Genomic DNA, 19449 nt, shown 5'->3' with positions numbered 1-19449 from the left:
GCCCGCAATCCGGCTAGCGCGTCCGATCAGCGCGGCAATATGATCCACTGCCGCATCGCAACTTCGTTGCTCGGGTCAACACTCTGTTGTGTCAACGGGCTACGAATTGGCAACGTCTGTGTCGCGTTATGAGCGCGACGTAACGATCAAAATAGTTTTGTCGACCCAGTAGGCATGAATAACGATGGATGTCCGGGAAATGGGTGGAGCATCATCAGCTCCGCGCCGACAAATTCCCAGCTCGCAGGAGTGCTGGCCGGCTTCGTTTTCACGGGGGTCATTATTCTGTTTAGTCGGCCTGGCCCCAAGGATACGCACGCGATGGGCTTGTTTTCTGCCACCTTTGTGGTTCTAGCATTTGACAGCTATTTGTTTAGCCTTGTCTCCGGTGGTGACACTGATCGTGTCTGTACTCGGGTGTGGAGTGAGGCTATAGCAGCCAGTGGAATGTTGGGGGCAGGCGGCGTCGGCCTGATTGGCAGTATCGCGTGGTTGCTCGCTAATCATGAAGGTCATGCGGTAGGGCATGTCGATCAGGTTGAAGAAGGTGTCGGCGTCGCAGTTGCTTTGGATCGCCTGTCGCGTGCCATGTTGTTCGGCGTTTCCGTTGCGGTGATGCTCCTCTTGGCGGCGACATCGTCCGACTATCTCGATATCGTGTTCGATCGCAACAAGCCGGCGTGGCTGACATGGATGATGCTGTGCTCGCCGGTGGTGGTCGGGGCGATCGCTTGGATGCTCTTACGTCGCCAAGCTCGAAATCGCCGAAGGGTGGTCCCAGTCGTTGACTTCGAGTACGAACAGACGCAAATGCTGTCCCGTGTTTCATTTGGCATGTTGATCTATGCGGTAGTTGGACCGGTATATGCTGGCGTGCTCACAAGTCTTCCCGATAGTGTATGGGTGGTGCCTGCGATCCCGATTGCGGTTGTAACTCTCCTTGTCGGGTTGGTTGCACCCGCGATTCTCTTGGTGACGGTCATCTTGTCGGCACCGCCCGTTGTTGGAGTGCACCAGTTGGCTCGCGGCTCTACGCTCGCAGATCCCGACGACGAACTGTCTGCGGCTGACAAAGTGTGAATTCCTAGAGTAGGTTTTTTGCAGGTAATCAAGCGAAAGATCTACAATCTTCCTGGCAAACACGGCCGCGCTGGCCGCCTGGTACAGTCGATGGCCTGGGATTAGTCCGGCCGGCTCCCGCCCAACCTCGTTCGGACCGACAAGATCTCTGGTCGGGCCATCAGCAAGTGGCCGCGGTATAGCCTGCGCGACGGCCGCCCGCACGAGCTCGGCCAGTCGGCTGCTGTCCAAACTTGGCCATGCCCTCGACGGCGGAGCGCCTCAAGGTCCAGCAAGGCGAGTTTGCGACGGGCTGGGACCGTGACGGTGACCTGAAGAGTGCGGCCCTCGGTCTGGCCGACGGGTCAAGGTCATCAGGGTGGCTGCGGCTTCCAGGCTGAGGTGGGTGATGCCGGAGAGGTCGACCACGATCGCGGTACTGGGTGACGCGGTCGCCGCCGAGATGCCAATCTGCTCCATGTCAGCGGCAGCCACTGGCCTCCGTGACGTAGTCGGTGTTTTTGGTGACCCCAGGCAGTCTGCCCGTTTTGGAGCTGGGTCGCGTATCGGGTCGATGTCCCCCCCGCTGACGATGGCCCAGAACAGAGATTCCCGCTTCCAGCTGGTCCACTTGCGGTGACGATGACTGAGTCGACCAGCGGAGATTTCGGGGAAGACCCGGCTGCGGCCGCCGGGTCCGGCCCGCCGGGAGCGGCTGGCCGCGGCCGCGGAGTCCGAGCAGTGGATGTTGGCGCAGCAGATTGCGGTCAGCTCCGCGGAGGGCGTTGACGCCGAGGCCCGCGTCGGTGACCTGACCTGCTCGCCGCGCAAGACGTCGTGGCCAGCGGCTCGCGGCCTGCTCGGCCGCCGAGCGGGCCGGTGACCGTGACGGCATAGATGCGGGCCGCGCCGACGTGGCGAGTTGCCGATTGCGTCGGCGGTCAGCAAGGTTGACCCTACAGTGGCAAGAGCCGACCGGATCGCCTGCGAGACAATCGACCGTGACGCACGTGCCTGAATCGCTCGTGGAGCAGGCCCCAAGGACGCAAACAGCCATCACTACCCCAACAATTCGGAGCAACGGCTATGACCGACGAGACCACGGCCGAGATCGAAGTCCTCCTCGCTTCCGTCGACGAAGCTGCCGAGCGCGTGAAGACGGCGAAGGCTGATCTGGCCACTGCCAAGGGCCAGTTTGACTCCTTCATGGCCGAACTCGGCCGTCGCCGGGTGCAGACTGGTGAGAACCAGCTATCGCAGGAATTCGCGAACCGAATCTACTGGGATCACCCGGACGTAAGCGTTTCTGCAATTGGTCTCGGGTTGGGAATCGCCGCTAGTGCAGTAAGTAGTCATGTCGGGAATAAAACCTATGAAGCTACCTGCCCGGACTGCAGTGAAACTGTCCTTTCCGTGCAGACGTCTCGAACGGGCTACAAGAACCCCTACGTCAGGTGTGATCGCTGCAAGGCAGTCGAAGCGGACCGCCAGGCAGAGTGGGAGCGCAGCCGCCCAGAGCGGGAGGCGGAAACGGCTGCGCGCAAGGAGGCGCACAGCCAGCGCCTTCGGGAAGGGGACTACTGGATCTCGGTCGACGAGATCGTCTTTCTTCCGGAAGCCTCTCTTCGTGATGACTACTTCGCTGTCGTAGGTTCGGGAGGGGATTGCGTCCATGAGGCGCGCAGAATTGCCGACGAGCGCGCATGGAAGACAGGGAAGGGTGTCAAGTACATCTGCATTCATTGTGGGCGCGTGGAGGAACCGACTCTTGTTCGGTACGTAGAGCGAAGCCGGGGCGAGACGCCGTGATATGGAGCTACGCATTCGGGTGCGGAGCCCGTCGGCATCCTGCGCCTGACCATTCGTGGCGAGGTCGGCGGGCGCATCGCGCTGCTGGCGTGGCTCGTGGCTGCTCCGGCGGCGGTTGCGTTCGTGTGGTTCAAGACGGTGGACGCGGACATCAACGATCACTGAAAGGGCGCCTGTGAGGAAGCTGCTCGACCAGCTCGGCGGCTGGCCGCGAGTGCTGATGATGACCTCCATCGTCGTGATCGCGATGTCGCTCCAGCCGATCCTCGGCACCAACGGCTGGGCCGGCCTCGGCCAGTGGGCAGGCGGACTCGGCGCGTTCTTCGCTGCGTGGGCCGCGCTCGACATCGCGAAGCAGGAAGCGCGCCGTGAGAGTGACCGAGAGGCAGCACGAGGTTATGTCCAGGCGCACTACGTGAAGGTCTCTCAGACCGAAGTCGGTGCGCGCGGGATCCACCTGCGAATTGAGAACCAAGGCGACCAGCCGATCATCGACGTCGGCGCCGTCGCCGTCCACATCCACGGCGAAGCTGGCGAAGTGGTGGTGCCCTGCTCGCTTCCGGCCGGGCGCCGTGACGTGCTGCTGCGCGAGGATCTGCCTTGGGACCCGTGGATTTGGCCGGACAACAACGACCTCGACGGTACGATCGAGCAGATGACGCTCGCCAACGGCAGGACCGAGATCGAGATCACATTCGATGATCTCAACCGGACCCGCTGGCGCCGCATCGGCTCACGGCCGCCAGAAGTCGTCGCGGCTTAACCATCGGGGTATCTGGCGGGCTTGTCGTTTGGGGTGTCGTTGAGCAGTTCGAACCCGTCCGTGAGCTTTGAGCGCAGGTGAACCCTTGCGGTAGGCGGCTGCGTGCGCGTGGCGACTGAGCGCCGATGTCTCGATGGTCGATCACGGCACGGGTGTCCAGGGCGGCGTCGAGCGTGCCGAACCCCTTCGTCGCCGGTGCCGTAGAGCTTTAGTGACCCCTGATACTGCCGGCCGATGAACAACGGGGCGGACAGGTAGCTGCCCACGGTGATCTCGCCGGCAGCCGCGGCGAATTCGGGCCACTGTCTGGCGGCTTCGGCCACTTTGACCCGCTGGACGTGCCCGCTGCGGGCGGCTTCCAGACACGGGCCCTCACCGGCGTCGTACTGGGCCTGATCGATGCTGCGAGCAGCGTCCGCGGTGAAGGTCGCGGTGTAGGGGGCGCCGTCACGCGAGAGAGTGACGCTGGCCATCCCGGCGTCCGGGACGGCGTGGATGACCTGCTGGCACACCCGCTGCAGGACGACGCCCAGTTCTTCTTCCTGCCCGAGAGTGTCGGTGAGGTGTTCGAGGGCGGTGGTGACCTCGTCGACCCGCTGCACGGTGTCTCGTTCGGCCAGCAGCTTTTCGCCCATCTGCGCCCTCTTCCACCTCGACGACTGCTCCACGAACACTACCGAGCGCGGCAGGCAGCGGCGTGGCGGAGCAGGATGGCTGGTCAGACGGGTTGGAGGAGTTCGGGGCGCGGGGGTTGACGGCGGTGCCGCCCTCGTAGGGATGCAGCTGGCTCAGAGAGGTGGTTCAAGATGTCGCGAATGTCGTCCGAATCGTTGTAGTGCGGGTCCAGTCAGGCGGCCCGGAGCTTGGGCGGGATGAGACCGGGGAACGGTTGTGAACGTGGCCTGCGGCGTCGTGGGCGGTCGTGGTGAGGATAGTGAAGGTTCACAGCCACTTGTCGGGGTGGTCAGGCTGATCGCCATCGAGGCGGAGTTCGTAGAGCCCGGCGAAGGCGGGGGCGTCACCCGCGAGGACATCCGGGCGGTAGCAGCGGGACGCGGACGTCGACGCCGTCACCAAGAACGCTCCGCGCCTGCCGTCCGAGGCGGGAGGTCGCCGAACTGCTGCATTCGGTTTTCTGAGCGGAATCCGGCCGTCCGTGAGGGCGGTCGGGTTTGTGCTACTTCAACGCGATGACGACGTCTATGAAACCTTTGTTGTCCGAGTAGCACGAAGGGTTTGGCGGCCCCGAAGGGTAGGGGCAGAACTGAGGCGGGATCTCGTTGACCATGAGCGTGAGGGGGCCTGACTCCTGAGCGACGAACTTGAACTTCGGACCAATCGGTCGCCAGTCCTGCTCGGAGCCCACCCTGGCGATGAGCAGGCAGATGTTCTGGCCGGGGGCCTGGAAGAACTCGGAGTCGCCGTCGTGTTTGACACCCTCGATCCCGGCGTACGGCGTCTCCGGCTTGTGGGTGGTGTCCCCAGCGGCGCAGTTCCAAGTCTGTCTGCTGTCGAGTTGTGTAACCTCGATCGTCTGCCCGCTGGTCACGGTGAGGCCGGGCACCGGCGGAGGGTCGTAAACATCGGAGTAGACCCGGTGGACCGTGGCCGGGCTGGCTTGAGATGACGCGGATGTGCCGGTCGGAGGTGTTCGAGATGACGCGCTGGCGTTCGCATCGGCTCGCTTGTGCCAGTCGGTGTCCACTATTTCGATGTTCTTGACACCGGACGGTGGCGTGTTGTTTCCGCAGGAGAGCGTGGCGGTGGGTGAAATGGACGCTGTCGCATACCCGATCGACCAGAAGTCTTTCTTGCGGAATGTGAAGTAAACTTCGCTGTGCAAATCTACTGTCCTGGCTGCTTCGACGGCTCCCCACTTGATGTGAAACGTATATGTACCGTCGCGCGGGACTTCGGCCTTCACCCATACGCGGCCTTCACCGACGCCAAAACCCACGTTGCCGAACTTGCAGTCGATCGCTTCATCGCTTTTGTAGACGGGCTCGGTGACCACGGCCACGAGAGCCCCGGAGATCAAGATGACTGCGACCGTCACGGAAAGAGCAACCGGCCTTCTCTGGCCTTTGCGCGTAGTCAGGGCAAGGGCGGTCAGCCGGGTCAACGACAGCAGGAAGATCAGTAAGAATGCGAATCCAAGCCAGGTGTCGAGGTAGAACGGGAAGCTTACCTTCACGACGAGGGCGGCGACGGCAAGCAGAACTCCCAAGATGCCCAGGAGAAGGCCGTGGTTGCTCTGTCTCTCGGCTTGGTTGCCTTCCTTTTCGTCCATCCTGCTCGCCTCCCACGCATTGGCCAAGTCGCTGGGTGGCGAGATCCTACAGGAGGTGTCGAGGCGATTGCGATGCCTGGAAAACGATCAATGAAGTGATCGGCGACCTGCAGGGATGGCCTGCTTAACGACAACCCGCACGCCTGCACCCCGTGCCAGCTGTGCAGCGACCTGGACCTGGGCCGGCTGAAACCGTGGTGAGCTACATGCTGGCGATCTGGTCGGATAGCGGCAGGCGAGGCGACTACGAGTTTCGTCTGGTCAACAGTTAGCGCGCACTCACTCGTCGGCCGTCCGCTGCATCACCAAGACCATCCGCCTCCCGCACTCTTACGTTCGTCGGCCCGATGGTCGGATCTGCCTGCCGAAGACCACGGCCAGCGGCCGCACGGTGTCCCTGGACCGGGACACGGTCGCGCTGCTGGTCCGGCTGTTGTGGTAAGGGGGCCAGCGGGTTTCAGTGACATCTGTAAGTCTTCGACGAAGGACCCGCTGAGACGTATCAGTTGACGAGGCTGGATTCGGTGAGGACCACAGGCACTGGTACTAGCAAGCCCCATCGGCCCTCGCTCACTATTTCTACCGCATCTTCGCTACATGTCCAGCCCGATGGCAGGGTTCGCATGGTAGTGACCCCGACATCCAGATCTGCCTTCGCGCCTAGGCACGCAGCCATCGACTCGAATCTGGAGCCACCAAAATCGACACCTCCGCCGAACCTGACATCGCCGAACCAGGCACCAGGGGCGAACACAGCGTCGTGGAAAAAGGCGCTGGCGGCGAAGTTGCTGCCGAAGAATGAGACCTGGCTGAGGAACTTGGCGTCGTTGTACAAGCCGTCGCCGTCGAACGTGATGTCACTGAATATGGCATCGTCTGCGAACGTAACGCCGGCGAACGTGGCGTTACGGGCAAAGGTCGCGTTGTCGAATCGTGTGTCTTTGGTGAATGTGGCGCCTCGGAAGCTCGCGGCGTTGAAAGTGACGCGATTGAAATTGGCGTGACCGGTGAATGTGGCGCTGTGGAAGGAGGTGTGGCCGCCGAATTTGGCCCCAGGAATGAAGTTGGTGCCACCGAACACTACGCCGCTGAATGTCACGTCGTCGAACACGGCGTCGCCCGTGAAGCTCGCGCCGCGGAACCAGGCGGAGCCGGTGAACTTGGCATTGCGGAACGAGGCTTTGGTGGCGAACTTGACATCGGAGAACGATGCATCACCCGTGAACGTGGTGTCGTCGAACGAGGCGTCGCCGTTGACAGTGATGTCATCGAACCAGGCGTCTCCGTGGAATGTGGCTCGGTCGAATCGGATGCTGGCTACAGTGCACCCCTCGAAACGGAAGTCGGTGAGAGTCGCCTCGGTTAGGTCGAGGTTCAACTGTTCCGGCCAGTAACGACTGTTGGTAGGTCTGCCATTCGCATCTGGTCGAGGATGAAGATGGTCAGTGAGCAGGCGCTGCACGGAAGTGCGGACGTCGTGTTCCATACGCGCTTCGACACGCGTGGCCGCAGCCGTCGTTCGGTCAGATGTCTGGCTGGTGATGCGACGATGGACACTTCTACGTTGAAGGGGTCTCGTCAGGCTGTGAGGCTTTTTTGCGTTGTCTGCTTGTGGGACGCGCGGCATGCGCAGGTAGGAGCACCACAAGTTGACGATGGTCTGCCGTTGGTTCGGATTGTCCTGGGCGAGTCGTTCCAGGGCGTAGAACCCTGCCAGTCGTACAGAGGCGTTGCCCGAGCCGAGTTGATCTGCTGCCCTGGTGTACAGCTCGGTCACGCGGCGGGCTGCCGCGTCAAGCTCGATATGCTGCTGTGCGGCTTGTCGATCACGCAGATCTTGTTCGGCTGTGCGCTGTCGGCGTACCGCCAGGTACAGCGCGACCAGCGCACCACCTCCAGCTACGATGGTCAATCCGATCTTGACCGAGTCCAGCTTCGAAGCAACGAAGTCTTTACCTGCGAAGGTCTTGTCAAATTCAGCGTAGCGGTCCAACCAATTCCATGCCTGCCACACCGCCACGCCGGACACCACAAGCAATACAGCCATCACCACGGCTATCGCGATCCACGGCAGCTGCTTGCCACGTGTGTCGCTGGCGCGTGACGTGCGTTTTGGAGTCGTCATGCTTTGTGATCATGTAGCACTTTGACGTCCCTGCTAGGAAGTACTTGTGTGCAACTCATTGATCCGGAACCTCTGCTCGCGAACATCTCCATCAGCAGTGAATAGCGCAATGGAAACCGGGGGTTGTTCACGACGCCTCCCGAGGTGCGGGGCTGTTACGATATATGACGTGTAGTCGCGTGCGGCTGTTCTGCCGTTACTCTTGCCGCGCATACGGGCGTATGCGTACGTCCGAATCGTTACGTTGAGTTGCGGAGGAATCCCTGTCTCGGTACTGCTTAGAGGGCATCTCACATGAATTGATCACGGTCTGTCATAAGCAGCGTGCCGGTCGTGGGGGCGACGACGGTCGCTGTCGCGGCGTTGCCCGAGCTGGCGGCATGTGCACGAGCTGGGCGGGTCGTGGTTCGACACGTGGGCAAGACGCGGGCCAGTTAGCAGCCATAGTTGCTCGGCCGACATAGTCGCTGTTATCGGCAGATGTGAAGCGGCGTTAGCCAAGTCCTGCAGTGTCACGTACGCTATCGTCGTGGAGACAGCAGCTTCGATCGTGGGTGCAATGGCTGGGGTGGTCGGGGCAATCATCGCTTTCTTGCAGCTTCAACACTCAAGGCGTACGACGGATCGAGGCTCGGACCGGCCGGTTCGTGCGTCAGGTAACCGCCGAGAGCGCCTCAAGGTTGGGCAGCCTAGTGACAATTCCGCGAAGGGAACCTTCTGGAGAGACTTCGGGGTGCTGACCGGTCTTGCGTGGCTCGTGCTGATTGCTGCATCCGTCGCGGCTTTCGTGTCGCTTAACGTAGAGCAACTCAATCTCGGTACAAAGATTTTTCTTCCCCTGTTTGTGGTCTCTGCGCTCACTTGGCAGCTATTGCTGACAGCTGGCGTTTGGCGGACTCCTGGTGGCACTGCGCGAGAACGCGGCACTGCACTGGTCGGCTTGCTTACAGTTTTTATCTCAACTGCGGCGAGCCTCATTCTGACGGTTGCAGCCATCCTTAACTAGGTGCATGTTCCATGCATAATGACTCTTATGCACGCCTGCGATTAGATGGTAGTAGTCGACGGTAGCGCCTGTGACGAGGACCAGGTACGTTCGGTCCACCTGGTGCGTATGCAACGCCGAATTTCGTCTAGGCGTTGCTCGATCAGACTTGCCAGCTTCCCGTCTTGGTCTTGGCCTAGTACTTCCGGGTTGTGAAGACGTCACCGCTCGTCAGGTTGAGGGGTCATGTCCAGCGGCTCGAATCTCCATGCAACTGCCAGCTCGGCATTGATCGCCGTAACTGCGTCCGGCTCGAGTCGTAAGACGTCACTCACTGGAAATTGCCAGCTGGATGTTGACAATACTTCCGCAACGGCGCGAAGGCTACGTGGGCGAGGACTGTGCTTGGCCACTATCAGCAACGCGTCTGCCCGTCGCTGAAGATGGGTGATCGAACAGGTGATCGCCTCGGCGAGGTCCTGGACACCTGCTTCGGCCGCAGCTCGGACTAGCCACAGCAGCGCAAACGCCTGTTGGTCGGGCTGGGTGATGGAGCGAGCGATCGTCTCGGCATTGGCGTAGTCGCCGGAGTTAGCCACGACGCTGACCAGCGACACTAGCGCCTGTGCCTGCTTGTCGGGTTGGGTGATGGAACGCGCGATCGCCTCGGCGTACCCATGATCGCCGGTTTTGGCGACGGCTGTGGCCAGTGACGCGAGTGCCTGTGCCTGCTTGTCGGGTTCGGTGATGGAACGGGCGATCGTCTCGGCGTGTTCGAGGTTGCCGAGGTCGCTCGCGGCCCCAGCGAATGCCGCGAGCGCCGATGCCTGCCTGCCTGCCAGGATGGACCACGGAATTGATGATCGACTCGGTGTGGCTGAGCAGGCTACGCGCGTGCGGCCGGTCGTCGGCTCTCGCTACGTTTCCAGCCAGCAACGCCAGCGCCTCGGCTTGTTTGTCTGGTCGAGCGATGGAGTAGGCGAGCGATTCGGCGCGTCGGTGGTCGCCCCCTCCCGACATCCTGACGAGCCACACCAGCGCGTCGGCTTGCCTTTCGGGCGGGGTTATTAAGGAGACGAGTGTTTCGGCGCGGTTATGCTCACCGCGTCCCGCTGCCGCCCAGGCCAGGAACTCCAGCGCTCGTGCCCGTTGGTCGGGGTGGATAATGGAACGAGCAACCACCTCGGCATGTTGTTGGTCACCCGCGCTGGCCAGTGCTATAGCCAGCGACGTCAGCGCCGATGCCTGCGTGCCGCTGCCGGTGATGGAACGGGCCACCGCCTCGGCGCGACGAAGAACGTCGTCGGCGTGCTCATGGTGGCCGGCTCTAGCAACTGCCCCGGCCAGTAATACGAGTGCCGATGTCTGCTGATCGGGTCGAGTGATGGAACCGGCCATCGCCTCGGCGCGGCGAAGGATGTTGTCGGCGTGCTCATGGTGGCCGGCTCTAGCAACTGCCCCGGCCAACAGCACGAGCACCGATGCCTGCGGGCCGGGCTGCGTGAAGGAATGGGTGACCTCTTCGGCAAAGCGGAGGATCTTGTGGGCCCGTTCGTGCTCCCCGGCTTTGACCACGATCCCAGCCAACGACACTAGGGCTGATGCTTGGCGCTTCGATCGGGTGATCATGCGAGCGATCGCTTCGGCGTGGTCGTGGTCGCCTGCTTTGGCAGCCGCCTCGACTAATGACGCGAGCGCGGATGCCTGTTGGTCAGGCTGGGTGATGCTGTGGGCGATCGCTTCGGCGCGCGTGCGGTCACCGGTCCGCGCTACTACCCTGGCCAGCGATGCGAGCGCCAGTGCTTGCTGGTCAGCGTGGGTGATGGATCGAGTAGCGGCCTCGGCCTGCTGCAGGAGGTCGCGTACGCGCTCGTGGTTGCCGGCGCTGATCAATGCCTCGGCGATCGACACGAGCGCCGCTGCTTGCTGATCGGGCTGGGCGATGGAATGGGCAATAGCCACAGCGCGGTCGTGGTCGCCGCGCCAGGCCGTCTGCCGTGCCAACGACGCCAAGGTCGATGCTCGGTTGGAGGGCTGGGTGATCGAGCGGGCGATTGCCTCGGCGCGCTCACGGAGTCCGTCTTCGTCGTCGTGGTCGCCAGCTGTGGCTGCTGCTCCGGCCAGCCCCATGAGCGCATGTGCCCGCTTGCCGAGGTCTGTGATGGAGTTCGCAATAGCCTCGGCCCGTTCGTGATCTCCGGTCCTGGCGACAGTCTCGGCGAGCGTGACGAGCGCCTGTGCCTGTTTGTCTGGGTCGGTAATGGATCGGATGATCGCCTCGGCGCCGTCGAGGTCTCCGGCCGTGGCCGCTACCCCGGACAGGAATACGAGGGCCGACGCTTGTTTGTCGGGTTGGGCTATCGACCGGATGATCGCCGCGGCGTGACTGCGTAGTTTGTAGGCGTGTTGGTGGTTGCCGGCGCTAGCCGTCGCTACAGCCAGCATCGTCAGCGAATTTGCCTGCTGCTCAGGTGGGTCGATGGTGTACGCGATCTCTACAGCGCGGTTGCGGTCGCCGGCGCTGGCCACTGCCGAAACCAGCGAGGCCAGCGCGAGTGCCTGCTGAGTGGGTTCGGTGATCGAGCGGGCGATCGCCTCGGCGCGGTCGTGGTAACCGGCCTTGGCCACCGCCTGGCACACCCACATCAGCGCCCACGCTTGCGTACCGGGCCGCGGAATTGACCGCGCGATCGCCTCGGCGTGATCGAAGAATTCACTTCCGCGCTGGATTTCTCCGCTCGTCGTTAGCGCCTGGGCGATTTGTATCCACGCCTTCGCGCGACTTTGGAGGTCAGGAATCGAGTTGGCAAGTGACTCGGCTCTGTTGAGTTGCCCTAGAGTCGCCCATGCTGCTGGCAGCTCGGTTGGTATGTTGCTGCTGCGTGCGCGGAGGTGGTCACGGTGGATGGCTAGTCGGACCATGGCGATTAGGTTCGGCTCATCGTGCGCGGCGATGGCGTCTTGAGTTCTGGTGATCTCGGACAGGACTGCGGCGTCCCCACCGGAGACGTCGAGAAGGCGATCTTGCCGGGCGGTATCAGTGGCGAGATCGGTCATGCGCTCCCACTCGCCGGCGGCTTGCAACATGCGGAAGTACCCACGGAGCAGATACTCCGGGGTGCCGGTTGGCCAGCGTCGTGCGCGATACTGCTCGGCCCAAGTGTGCAGGCGATCGCGGTAGCCTGCGACTCGAGCCGGACCGAGCATCGTCAATGCGGCGACCTGCAGTTCTTCGTGTCCAAGGAGGAAAACGTCCGGCCCGTCTGAGCGGAAGTGGCTGTCTCGGGCAGTGAAGCTCCGTCCTGTCACGGTCCGTAGCTGATCGTTGACGTCCCACGGTGACCAGCCGGTCAACTCGGCCAGGTCGGGTGCGGACAAACCACCGCCCGCCGCAGCTACAAGCCCCAGTAGGTCTTGTTCGGCGAGCGAGCCGCGCAGTAGCCGCTTCAGTTCGCGCTGCGTGTCCTCCTGAATCTCTCGTGCTTCCGCTGAGGGGTTCAACGATCGAATGGTCGTCTTGTCCCGGAGCGGGTGGTAGCTGGGCACATCAGTCGGGATCGGTGGGTTCGGCCGGCCAGTCACAATGACCCGCATCCCGAACGGTGGTTCCGCGGGCAGCATCGCCGCAATGCTGTGAGAGTCCGGCCCGTCGTGCACTCCTCGGTCTTCGTCGAGACCGTCCACCAGCAAGACGAACTGCTCGCCGCGGCGGTCGCACGCTTCGGCTGCCTCGGCGAGTAGTCCCAGTAGGTGTGCTTCCCGGTTGGACTCGGTCAAGAACGGTGGGAGTGACTCGCCCAGCAGTGCCAGCAGTTGCTCCATCACGTTGTCGATGAACGCGCTGCGATCGTTCTGGGCCGCCAGCCGGGCGGTGATGAAGAAGGACACCATCCGCACCCCGGCGGGGGGATGGAGGACGAACCAGGACACCAACGCCGATTTGCCTGACCACGGTCCTGCCCGCAGCCATTGGTAGGTCCCAGCCGTTGCTGGCGAGGTGCAGAACTCTGCCAGTTCAGTCAGCTCGGCGTCCCGGCCCAGCAGCTGGGGAGGAGCGATTCGCTGGACTTGCCGGCGGTACCGAGTTCTGACTGGAATGCCGGTCAGCAGGTTGACGTCGCCGATGTGGACTCCGGAGTTGGCATACCCGTGCGTCGCGGTCGCGGCGCCGCTGTCGGTCACCGTGATCCGTTGCCTGCGATCCGTCATCCCTCACCCACTACGCCAGGCGCCGACGTCCATCGATGGCGTGCTTCAGTCCAGCTGCACTCCGCTAACGGCGTCTCCGCCCCCGGAGGCCTCTGCGTCGCCAGTACGTTGTACCCGGATCGAGTCGTGACCAGGTGTGCCCGTGATGCCGGTGAGCGCATGTCCCCCGGAGGTCGCATTCGCCTTGCCGGTGTCCGTAACCACTATGGCCTTGGTGGTTCTGGGTGTCCGTACCACAGCCCACACTGCGACGCCCACAGCGGCGACAGCTCCCAAAGCCGATACCGCTGTCGCGACCTTGTTGGCGTCCTCCCATCGCGCGATCGCGATCCACGTACCCAGGCCAGCCACCAACACGCAGGTGACAAGCAGGGCGACACGTCCGGCAGTCATACTCGATCAATCGCTGTAGGTTCCTGGATTGCAACATGCCGGACGATGCTGATACGCGCCGTCGTCGAGACCAGGGCAGCGTCGCGTTACAGCTGACCTCGCTGATGCATCAGCTCTTACGCGGGGAACACTGCGGCCCACACACCTGGCTGCGCCCGACGCTGGCTATCAAACTAGGGGGCGATTAAGGGCGAAGCTGCAGGTCGAACGAGGTCGACTGAGTTGACTGAGAGCGTGAGCGATTGCAAACGTCCCAGCTAGAACGACGTCACCCGGCTGCTGCTGGGTGTCCTTCGGCTGGCGGCCCAGCCCGACGGGCTCGGCCAGGTGTGGGTCGAGACATCCGCGTTCCTGCGGCAGGTGCGCGGCGCCGCCGGCGACGACACCGCGATCCGCCATACTCACGACGAGCTCTCCCAGCTAGCCAAGGACACCCGGGCCTGGCTCGCCGACAACCCCGTCGACGCCGCCGACCCGGGCGAAGCCGTCGAACAGGTCGTCGGCTCGATCGGTGCCGACGCACTGGCCGGCTACGTCCGATCCGCCGCGCGCGGCGAGGAACTCGAGGTCATCTTCGATGCGTTTCAGGCTCGCCTGGCCGCGGTCGCAGATGAGGCCGAGAACTGGCCTGCGGCGTTAGACGAGTTCGAATCCGTCGACGCCGTTGCGCTTATGATCGTCCACAAGTGCAAAGGCCTCGAGTACCACACGGTCTTCTTCCTCGGGCTCGACGATGACCAGTGGTGGGCGCATGCCCGTGATCGGGAGGAGTCGACGTCGGCGTTCTTCGTCGGGCTGTCCCGGGCTGCGCACCGGCTGATCTTCACGACCGCCTCGACCTACACCCAGCGCATCACGGAGCTGTTCGAGATGCTGCGGGCAGCAGGGGTGCCGGAGCGTCACTGGTGACTTACAGTGCTTCGCCTCGTGCTAACCGGTCACCCCGGTTCGTGCTCTGCGGTTCCTGCGACGACGAGAGCCGCAGCCCGGCGGCACGTAGAGCCGCTACGACTGCCTGGGCCGCGTTCTGCCGGTTCTCGTGGGCACCGTCGGTGTTCGGCACTGAAACCCAGATCTTGTTGTCGACCTCAGGCGATACCGTAGCGAGCGCTGCGCCGGGCTTGGACAGCGCGCGGATCGTCCGTTCGCGCAGCCGGGCCGTTTCGCGCTGGTCGATGGCGAGTGCGGCACGGTAGATCGCGTCCGTAAGGGCCCGCCGCGGTGACTGCGGTGTCGATCTCGAGGACGTCGGGGCCCAGGGTGATGGTGCCCTGGGCCTGGTCGTAGCCGAAGTTCCAGTACACAGCGGCCACATCGCGGTACGCGCCGCCGGCGTGGGTCCTGTCGCGGTTCGTCGTGTTGTCCTGGCTCAGCCAGGACGCGCTGCCACGAGGCCAGCGACGCAACGCGACGTTCCGCAACATCTACTGACAACCCCTGCCGCCGGGCGGCCGGGCGGGGGTTCGCTGCAGACGTCGGCCAGTCTGACGTTGCCGCGGTGCAGGAATCTAGTGCTCAGCTGGAACGACGCGTCCCGCCAGGACAGACCGTTCGGTCGGTCCGAGCGTAATGTCTGCGCAAGCTCAGCCCCGGACGAATCGGGGATCAGGTTGATCGTGGATATCGGTTCGGTGATGGTCGCTCCCGTGCGGCTTCCCGGGCGCGGGTTAACCGTCCGGCGCAGCCGCCTCCGCTGTAGTCGAGCCACGATGCTCGGAGCGAGTGCCGTGTACCGGCCATGACTCCTATGAGCTACTCGGCGATTCGCGCTGAACAAGATCGCGAGGTAGCGCTAGCCGCCGACACGGCGATCACCAGCAGCCCGCCGACGACCTCTTCGCGGACCAGCCGTAGCCAGACGATGTCGGCGGTGGACCGGTTGTCGTGGCGGGTGGTTAGCATGCCTTCGTACCGCCATCGCCCCGGTACGTGGTCGCGCGGGTGGTGGGCGGTTCGGCGCACCGCCGCACCCGTACCTCACCCGCCTCGGTCGTCTCGACGATAGCGAGTAACGACATCGAAGTCCGTGCCGACTGAAGCGGCATGAAGATGTGGTCCTACGTGCAGGGTCCCCGAAAAGCTGGCGGAGGCGCGGAGCTCGGGCATGGCTAACCGGCACGGCGACCAGGTAGATCAAGCCGCGGTACTGGGCGTGGTGCTCGCGGCGGCGGTCAGCATCTCGGCCGCGGAGGGCCCGTGGGAACCGATCGAGTCGATCGTTGGATTGGTTCTCCTGCTGCTCGTCAAGGCGTTCGTCGACACGGCTCAGGCTGTCGGCCCTGCTCGCCGGGCGCAGCGGCTGGCCCTGGCGGCGGTGATCGGCTTGGGAGCGGTTCTGATGGCTTCGTGGCCGCTGCAGAAGCTGCTGTGCCTGCTCAATTGGGGCGGCGCGCTGAAGTGGATGCTTGTCGTTGTGTGGATAGCCGTGTTCGTCGGCTATGCGTTGTTGCGACGCCATGGACTGTGGCCGCTTCGTCGGTTCGGTGCCGTGGTTCGTTGGCTTTGAGCGTCGTGAGGAGGTACATACCCGAAATGCCGAAATCGTCGAGATCCGACCTTGGTCGAGGTGGGCAGAACCCACCAGCGGATGACCCCTTCGTAGCGCTTACTGAAGGTCTGGCGAAGCGATTCGGCACAGACCAGAAACTCGGCGTCGTTTCGGCCAGCTCTGCGTGGCGACGCGTGCACGACCGTACCCTCCGAGCGCGGACGCGCACATCATTGGTACTGACGATCGTACGCAGCGCCAGGGCGGACGCTCGACGCAAAACGCTCGCTTTAGTCCTACTGCTCGACCATCTTCGGATGATGAACGCGGTGAGTCCTGCTGCCCGGCTTGCCCTGGTCGAAGCCGCGTTGCGCATCGCCGACGGTCACCGCGACGAGCCGTGGCATGGTGACTTGTCGTTGCTCTACCTGAAACTCCGAGAAAGCGGCGTCACTCCGGCCTGGCGCCAGGCATTCAGTCTTGAGCAGGACGAGGTACTCGACCACTGCGAGGCCATCCGGAACCTCCGCCAGTACCCGCAGTTCGTGCCTCCCACGCCGGTCCGCGCGCTGCCACTGTCAACGACGCCGGCTCTGCCTGTCGGGATCCAGTCGAGAACCAAGATCACCCGTGTTGCATTGAATGGGTTCCGGGCGGCGTCAGCCCCGATCGACCTGGACCTGACGACCCGCGGCAAGCCCGGTTCGGTGGTGATCTTCGGTGACAACGGCGTCGGCAAGTCCACCCTGGTCACCGCGATCGAGCTGGCTTGCCAGGGCACTGTCGGCAGGCAGGCACCCGGCTGGGCCGACGATGGCCCGCAGCTGATCAACCTCGCCATCCAAGAGAGCCGAGCCGAGGTTTCAGTGAACCTCACGGACGGCACCACGCTGAGCAAAAGCATTGAGAGGATCGATCGAGGATGGCGGACTTCCGGGTCGACAACGCCGTTCGCGTTCTCCCTTGCCCCCATCCTCCTGCAGCGCGCCGACCTGGTCCGATTTCTGGGCACCCCGGGTTCCCGACGGGGCCAGTTGTTCGTCGGTCAGTTCGCCGCCGGTGCGACGGATCGTTCGGTACAGGAGATCCAACAACGGGAGCGCACCGCAAAAGCCGCACGCAAGCAGTTCGTCGACGACCTAGCCGGCCGCGCAGGACAGCCGGCGCGAGTAGCCACCGATTCCGTCATGGCCATGCTGCGCATCGTCTACCTCGACGGGCAGCCCGAAGGCCACTGGAAAGCTGCAGCTCGGGGACGCTTGCCGCGCGAGTACGTCGCGGCCAAGAAGCGCTACCTGCAGCTCGACCGTGACATCACCGCCGCGAAAAACCTCACCAAGCAGCTACCGAAGGAAGAGCTCGAGAACCACGCCCTGCAGGTACAACGACTTGGCGAATTGCTGGGCGACATCGACGCACCACTGACCGCGGCAATGGTCGCGGTCACTCGATACGAATTCGTCGAACGGCTCGCGGTGACCGTCGGCGGCAGCGTCGCGCTCGGACTTCGGATGATCGTGCACCTCAAGGACGGCACCACAGTCGCCCCCGAGCAGATCTTCAGCGAAGGCGTGCAGGACCTCCTCGCCATCCTCTTCTTCATCGAAGTCGCGAAGGCCGCTGCTCTGCGTGGCCAGGCGAAGGTGCTCATCCTCGACGACGTCATCCAGAGTGTTGACGCGACCATCCGCAGGCGGCTTCTCCAGCACATCCTCGCCGATCTGAAGGACTGGCAGCTAATCATTACTTGTCACGACCGGCTGTGGCTCGGGCATGTGCAGGAAGCGCTGCGCAATGCGAACATCCAATACTGTGACGTGGAGATCCGGTCCTGGGACTTCACCGACGGCCCTATTATCTCGTCGACGGGCGTGGACCCTTCAGCCGACCTGCGGAGCCTGGTCCGCAAGGCCGCCCCGCGAACTGTCGCAGGTGCGGCCGGTTTGTTGCTCGAGACCCTCTGCAACACGCTGTCCTGGACGCTTCCGGCCGCTGTGCCGCGGGCCAGGGACGACCGCTACACGCTGCAGACGCTCTGGGACTCGGTCAAGAGCAAGGTCAAGAACAGCTCTGAGCTCGCACCTCAGTTCGAGGAGATCGGCGGGATTGTCTCACTGCGCAACCAGCTCGGCGCGCACTACAATGAGCTCGCAGATTCCATCGCCGACGCGGAAGCTGACCACTTCTCTGATCTGGTGTTGAAGCTGTGGGACTCCGTGTACTGCGGTTCCTGCCGCGGCTACGTGGCAAAGCAGATGTCGAAGACCTACTCGTGCCGGTGCGGTGCAGCTAAGTTCACTACGTGAGTCTCAGGTGGACTCAGTGGGTTCGGTGTCCTGGCGGTTGATCTCGGTCAGCGGCGGAAGGGGCGTCGTGGGTCCCGTGGATCCATGTTGAGGAACCGTTCGAACCAGGCTTGCGGTCGGTAGTCGCCGATGCCGAGCTCTCGGTTTTGGTCGGCGCCGGGGTCTTCGATGCCGTCGAGTTGTTTGCTGAAGAGTGCGAGGATGTCGATGTCTTGGAACAGGGTTTCGGTGAGCATGTCCCAGTCGTGGTCGTCGTCGTGTTCGGGCAGGTCTGCGTAGCGTTGGGTGAGATCGGCCCAGTTGTCGCTGACGGCGGCTTCCGCTGAGCGGAGGACGAGGTGGAGGGCCATTTCTTCGGCGGGGCAGCGGGGTTGGGGCCATTTTCCGGCGGCGAGGTCGTCGCTGAGGTCGTCGAAGGAGCGTGCGGCTTGCCGGCGCCAGACGGCGTTCTGTCGCCAGGTGATCCGCGGGAATTCGTCGAACACTAACCAGCGCCAGCGTCGTCTACTGGTGCGTCGCCGTGTTCGAGGACATCGTCGTAGGCCTGATCGGCCAGGACTCCGGCTGCGGTCCACAGGGCTGAGGCTGTTCGTGGTGTCATTTGGAAGCTGCCGCACCGGTTGCAGTCGGCCGCGCCGCAGGTGCACAGGGGGAAGAGTACGGCGAATTGAGGCCAGGCCGAGACTGGTACGCCGAGTTCGTCGATCTCCACTACGGACTCGATGGCTTCGACGAACTCGATCCCGGGACGATCATCGATCACGCCGCCTGCGTCGACGAACCATTGCACGGCAGCGACGGCGTCGCCACGGATGTGGTCCTGTTCGCCCTGCCGGACCTGCGCGACGCTGCGGTCGCTGTCATCGGAGACGGAGAACTGTGTTGTCTCGATGTCGGGTCTATCCCGTGATCGGTGTTTCCGGCGTTGTTGATCAGTAGGTTTCGGCTCCCGGCCAGCGGTCACCGAAGGTGATGGCGAACGCGTTGATCACTGGCTTCCAGCGCATCGTCCATCGGGCGCG

17 protein-coding genes are annotated in these 19449 nt (G+C 63.4%); 8 read left to right on the top strand and 9 right to left on the bottom strand.

Going from position 1 to position 19449, the window contains the following annotated elements; all coding sequences use genetic code 11:
- The first annotated feature begins 321 nt into the window (after positions 1-321).
- The 3 genes from ACLJPY_RS46130 (at position 322) to ACLJPY_RS46120 (ending at position 3631) form a co-directional block, all read left to right on the top strand.
- On the top strand, positions 322-1080 hold the full coding sequence (locus ACLJPY_RS46130; RefSeq protein WP_410597338.1) for a hypothetical protein: 759 nt from the start codon (positions 322-324) through the stop codon (positions 1078-1080).
- A gap of 1065 nt (positions 1081-2145) precedes the next feature.
- Positions 2146-2868 carry a hypothetical protein gene (locus ACLJPY_RS46125; RefSeq protein ID WP_410597337.1) on the top strand — a complete coding sequence of 241 codons (723 nt, stop codon included), beginning with the start codon at positions 2146-2148 and terminating at the stop codon, positions 2866-2868.
- A 175-nt stretch (positions 2869-3043) separates the two neighbouring features.
- A complete protein-coding gene (locus ACLJPY_RS46120) occupies positions 3044-3631 on the top strand; it encodes a hypothetical protein (protein WP_410597336.1) in 588 nt (195 codons plus the stop codon).
- Here the strand turns inward: ACLJPY_RS46120 and ACLJPY_RS46115 are convergent.
- The 4 genes from ACLJPY_RS46115 to ACLJPY_RS46100 form a co-directional block, all read right to left on the bottom strand.
- A complete protein-coding gene (locus ACLJPY_RS46115) occupies positions 3628-4266 on the bottom strand; it encodes a GAF domain-containing protein (RefSeq protein WP_410597335.1) in 639 nt (212 codons plus the stop codon). The genes ACLJPY_RS46120 and ACLJPY_RS46115 overlap by 4 nt on opposite strands.
- A 307-nt stretch (positions 4267-4573) precedes the next feature.
- Entirely contained in the window at positions 4574-4705 is a 132-nt protein-coding gene (locus ACLJPY_RS46110) for a hypothetical protein (protein WP_410597334.1), read from the bottom strand.
- A gap of 103 nt (positions 4706-4808) precedes the next feature.
- On the bottom strand, positions 4809-5921 hold the full coding sequence (locus ACLJPY_RS46105) for a hypothetical protein (RefSeq protein ID WP_410597333.1): 1113 nt from the start codon (positions 5919-5921) through the stop codon (positions 4809-4811).
- A 502-nt stretch (positions 5922-6423) separates the two neighbouring features.
- Positions 6424-8046 (bottom strand): pentapeptide repeat-containing protein, encoded by a 1623-nt coding sequence (locus tag ACLJPY_RS46100; protein WP_410597332.1) that lies wholly within the window; start codon positions 8044-8046, stop codon positions 6424-6426.
- A 529-nt stretch (positions 8047-8575) separates the two neighbouring features.
- Between ACLJPY_RS46100 and ACLJPY_RS46095 the strand changes: the two genes are divergently transcribed.
- Entirely contained in the window at positions 8576-9052 is a 477-nt protein-coding gene (locus tag ACLJPY_RS46095; protein ID WP_410597331.1) for a hypothetical protein, read from the top strand.
- Positions 9053-9252: 200 nt separating this feature from the next.
- On the opposite strand, the gene ACLJPY_RS46090 is transcribed toward ACLJPY_RS46095, so the two are convergent.
- Both ACLJPY_RS46090 and ACLJPY_RS46085 read right to left on the bottom strand, forming a co-directional pair.
- Positions 9253-9648 (bottom strand): hypothetical protein, encoded by a 396-nt coding sequence (locus ACLJPY_RS46090; RefSeq protein WP_410597330.1) that lies wholly within the window; start codon positions 9646-9648, stop codon positions 9253-9255.
- Positions 9623-13240 (bottom strand): hypothetical protein, encoded by a 3618-nt coding sequence (locus tag ACLJPY_RS46085; protein WP_410597329.1) that lies wholly within the window; start codon positions 13238-13240, stop codon positions 9623-9625. Before ACLJPY_RS46085 ends, ACLJPY_RS46090 begins: the two co-directional genes overlap by 26 nt.
- Before the next feature lie 720 nt (positions 13241-13960).
- On the opposite strand from ACLJPY_RS46085, the gene ACLJPY_RS46080 reads away from it, so the two are divergent.
- Positions 13961-14542: a 3'-5' exonuclease gene (locus tag ACLJPY_RS46080; RefSeq protein WP_410597328.1), complete on the top strand. Its 582-nt coding sequence runs from the start codon at positions 13961-13963 to the stop codon at positions 14540-14542.
- 179 nt (positions 14543-14721) lie between these two features.
- Here the strand turns inward: ACLJPY_RS46080 and ACLJPY_RS46075 are convergent, their stop codons facing one another.
- The gene (locus ACLJPY_RS46075) at positions 14722-15057 is read right to left on the bottom strand and encodes a hypothetical protein (RefSeq protein ID WP_410597327.1); all 336 of its coding nucleotides are present in this window, start codon (positions 15055-15057) and stop codon (positions 14722-14724) included.
- A 328-nt stretch (positions 15058-15385) separates the two neighbouring features.
- Positions 15386-15535 (bottom strand): hypothetical protein, encoded by a 150-nt coding sequence (locus ACLJPY_RS46070; RefSeq protein ID WP_410597326.1) that lies wholly within the window; start codon positions 15533-15535, stop codon positions 15386-15388.
- A 202-nt stretch (positions 15536-15737) separates the two neighbouring features.
- Between ACLJPY_RS46070 and ACLJPY_RS46065 the strand changes: the two genes are divergently transcribed.
- Together ACLJPY_RS46065 and ACLJPY_RS46060 are read left to right on the top strand one after the other, a co-directional pair.
- Complete coding sequence (locus ACLJPY_RS46065) at positions 15738-16139, top strand: hypothetical protein (protein ID WP_410597325.1); 402 nt, start codon at positions 15738-15740, stop codon at positions 16137-16139.
- Positions 16140-16438: 299 nt separating this feature from the next.
- On the top strand, positions 16439-18427 hold the full coding sequence (locus tag ACLJPY_RS46060) for an AAA family ATPase (RefSeq protein WP_410597324.1): 1989 nt from the start codon (positions 16439-16441) through the stop codon (positions 18425-18427).
- 47 nt (positions 18428-18474) lie between these two features.
- Here the strand turns inward: ACLJPY_RS46060 and ACLJPY_RS46055 are convergent, their stop codons facing one another.
- Complete coding sequence (locus tag ACLJPY_RS46055) at positions 18475-18912, bottom strand: hypothetical protein (protein WP_410597323.1); 438 nt, start codon at positions 18910-18912, stop codon at positions 18475-18477.
- Positions 18913-19028: 116 nt separating this feature from the next.
- Here ACLJPY_RS46055 and ACLJPY_RS46050 point away from each other — a divergent pair, with 116 nt between their 5' ends.
- A complete protein-coding gene (locus tag ACLJPY_RS46050; RefSeq protein WP_410597322.1) occupies positions 19029-19337 on the top strand; it encodes a hypothetical protein in 309 nt (102 codons plus the stop codon).
- Positions 19338-19449 lie beyond the last annotated feature (112 nt).

The sequence above is a fragment of the Amycolatopsis sp. lyj-23 genome (genome assembly GCF_046549135.1).
GTDB lineage: Bacteria > Actinomycetota > Actinomycetes > Mycobacteriales > Pseudonocardiaceae > Amycolatopsis.
This window is presented reverse-complemented; position numbering and strand designations above follow the sequence as displayed.

Coding starts and splice junctions, on each gene's coding strand:
- ACLJPY_RS46130 (WP_410597338.1), top strand. CDS start 322: ATGGGCTTGTTTTCTGCCACCTTTGTGGTTCTAGCATTTGACAGCTAT.
- ACLJPY_RS46125 (WP_410597337.1), top strand. CDS start 2,146: ATGACCGACGAGACCACGGCCGAGATCGAAGTCCTCCTCGCTTCCGTC.
- ACLJPY_RS46115 (WP_410597335.1), bottom strand. CDS start 4,266: ATGGGCGAAAAGCTGCTGGCCGAACGAGACACCGTGCAGCGGGTCGAC.
- ACLJPY_RS46105 (WP_410597333.1), bottom strand. CDS start 5,921: ATGGACGAAAAGGAAGGCAACCAAGCCGAGAGACAGAGCAACCACGGC.
- ACLJPY_RS46100 (WP_410597332.1), bottom strand. CDS start 8,046: ATGACGACTCCAAAACGCACGTCACGCGCCAGCGACACACGTGGCAAG.
- ACLJPY_RS46085 (WP_410597329.1), bottom strand. CDS start 13,240: ATGACGGATCGCAGGCAACGGATCACGGTGACCGACAGCGGCGCCGCG.
- ACLJPY_RS46075 (WP_410597327.1), bottom strand. CDS start 15,057: ATGTTGCGGAACGTCGCGTTGCGTCGCTGGCCTCGTGGCAGCGCGTCC.
- ACLJPY_RS46070 (WP_410597326.1), bottom strand. CDS start 15,535: ATGCTAACCACCCGCCACGACAACCGGTCCACCGCCGACATCGTCTGG.
- ACLJPY_RS46065 (WP_410597325.1), top strand. CDS start 15,738: ATGGCTAACCGGCACGGCGACCAGGTAGATCAAGCCGCGGTACTGGGC.
- ACLJPY_RS46060 (WP_410597324.1), top strand. CDS start 16,439: ATGATGAACGCGGTGAGTCCTGCTGCCCGGCTTGCCCTGGTCGAAGCC.